General features: G+C 61.3%; 2 protein-coding genes and 1 pseudogene. All 3 read left to right on the top strand.

The features are described from left to right. Positions 1-1,211 (top strand): Fe-S cluster assembly protein SufB (gene sufB, locus EN893_RS29335; RefSeq protein ID WP_128361997.1); only part of this gene is annotated, 1,211 nt, incomplete at its 5' end. Positions 1,212-1,236: 25 nt separating this feature from the next. Then, entirely contained in the window at positions 1,237-1,992 is a 756-nt protein-coding gene (gene sufC / locus EN893_RS29330) for a Fe-S cluster assembly ATPase SufC (RefSeq protein WP_023810312.1), read from the top strand. 19 nt (positions 1,993-2,011) lie between these two features. Further along, a pseudogene (locus tag EN893_RS29325) lies at positions 2,012-2,388 on the top strand (Fe-S cluster assembly protein SufD); the annotation flags it as partial.

Below are 2,388 nucleotides of genomic sequence, written 5' to 3'. Positions count from 1 at the left end.
ATGTCGATCCCGAACTCTTGAAGGTCTACGAGAAGCTCGGCATTCCGCTGCGCGAGCAGGAAATCCTTGCCGGCGTGCAGAAGACCGACGCCTCGGAACTCGAGGAAGTCAGCGACAATGTCTACAAATCGGGCCGCGTCGCCGTCGATGCCGTGTTCGATTCCGTCTCCGTCGTCACCACCTTCAAGAAGGAGCTGGCGCAGGCCGGCGTCATCTTCTGCTCGATCTCGGGAGCCATCCGCGAGCATCCGGAGCTGGTGAAGAAATATCTCGGCTCGGTCGTGCCGACCTCAGACAATTACTACGCCACGCTGAATTCGGCTGTGTTCACCGACGGCTCGTTCGTCTTCGTGCCCAAGGGCGTGCGCTGCCCGATGGAGCTGTCGACCTATTTCCGCATGAACGAGAAGAACACCGGCCAGTTCGAGCGCACGCTGATCATCGCCGAGGAGGGGGCTTACGTCTCCTATCTCGAGGGCTGCACGGCGCCGCAACGCGACGAGAACCAGTTGCACGCGGCGGTCGTCGAACTGGTAGCGCTCGACGATGCCGAGATCAAATATTCCACGGTGCAGAACTGGTACCCCGGCGACGCCGAGGGCAAGGGCGGCATCTACAACTTCGTCACCAAGCGCGGCGACTGCCGTGGCGACCGCTCGAAGATTTCGTGGACGCAGGTCGAGACCGGTTCGGCGATCACCTGGAAATATCCGAGCTGCATCCTGCGCGGTGACGATTCCCAAGGTGAGTTCTATTCGATTGCGGTATCGAACGGCTATCAGCAGGTCGACAGCGGCACCAAGATGATCCACCTCGGCAAGAACACGTCGAGCCGCATCATCTCCAAGGGCATCGCCGCCGGCTTCTCGCAGAACACCTATCGCGGCCAGGTCTCGGCGCACCGCAAGGCGACCAACGCCCGCAACTTCACCAACTGCGACTCGCTGCTGATCGGCGACCAGTGCGGCGCGCACACCGTGCCATACATGGAAGCCAAGAACTCGACGGCGCAGTTCGAGCACGAAGCGACGACCTCGAAGATTTCCGAGGACCAGAAATTCTACGTCATGCAGCGCGGCATCCCCGAAGAGGAAGCAATTGCGCTGATCGTCAATGGTTTCGTCAAGGACGTCATCCAGCAGCTGCCGATGGAATTCGCCGTCGAAGCGCAGAAGCTGATTGGGATTAGCCTTGAGGGCTCGGTCGGCTGACCGGACAAATATTCAGGAAACAAGAATGCTTGAAATCAGAAACCTGCACGCCCGCATCGTCGATGACGGCACCGAAATCATCCGTGGCTTGAACCTGACGGTGAAAGCCGGCGAGGTTGCCGCGATCATGGGGCCGAACGGCTCGGGAAAATCGACGCTGTCCTACATCCTCGCCGGCCGCGAGGACTATGAGGTGACCGAAGGCGACATCCTCTACAACGGCCAGTCGATCCTCGAAATGGATCCGGCCGAGCGCGCCACGTCAGGCATTTTCCTCGCCTTCCAGTATCCGATGGAGATACCGGGCGTGGCCACCATGGAATTCCTGAAAGTGGCGATGAACGAGCAGCGCAAGGCGCGTGGCGAAGAGCCGCTGAAGATCCCGGAATTTTTGAAGCGCGTGAAGGAAGCCGCCGCCTCGCTCAGCATGGACATGGCGATGCTCAAGCGGCCGCTCAATGTCGGCTTCTCCGGCGGCGAGAAGAAGCGGGCAGAGATTCTGCAGATGAAGCTGCTGGAGCCGAAACTGTGCGTGCTCGACGAGACCGATTCCGGCCTCGATATCGATGCGCTGAAGATCGTGTCCGACGGCGTCAACGCGCTGCGGGCGCCGGACCGGGCGTTCTTGGTCATCACCCACTACCAGCGCCTGCTTGAGCACATCGTGCCCGACACCGTGCACGTGCTCTACAAGGGCCAGGTCATCAAGTCCGGCGACAAGTCGCTGGCGCTCGACCTGGAAGCCAATGGCTATGCCGGCGTGATCGGCGAAGCCGCGTGAGATGCCAGAGGTAATACCGATGAACATGCACACACAACCGCAGCGGACACCGGCCGAGACAGCGTTGATCGACGCGTTCGGCGACCGGCTGTCGCTGCTGCCGGGTGACGGCGCGGTGATGCTGAAGCGCGACGACGCCATCGAGACGATCAAGCACGGCCTGCCGACGCGGCGTGTCGAATCCTGGCATTACACCGACCTGCGCCGGTTGCTGAATACCGTGCCGGACTTCGACCCCGCCGCCATGGCCAAAGCCGTTGCACCGATCGTCGACGGTTCCACCGTGGTGTCGATCCTGAACGGCAAGTCGGACGCCAAAGTGCCGGTTCTTGAAGGCGTTTCTTTCCAGCGCCTGTCGGAAAAGCTGATCGACGGCAGCGCAGCAGCTGGGCTCGA

Source organism: Mesorhizobium sp. M7A.F.Ca.CA.004.04.2.1 (genome assembly GCF_004022825.1).
Taxonomy (GTDB): Bacteria; Pseudomonadota; Alphaproteobacteria; order Rhizobiales; family Rhizobiaceae; genus Mesorhizobium.
The sequence above is the reverse complement of the archived record's forward strand: the minus strand, read 5'-3'. Positions and strand labels throughout refer to the sequence as shown.

What these genes read in the sequence shown, in the direction of transcription:
- sufC (WP_023810312.1), top strand. Translation starts at nt 1,237, where the DNA reads ATGCTTGAAATCAGAAACCTGCACGCCCGCATCGTCGATGACGGCACC.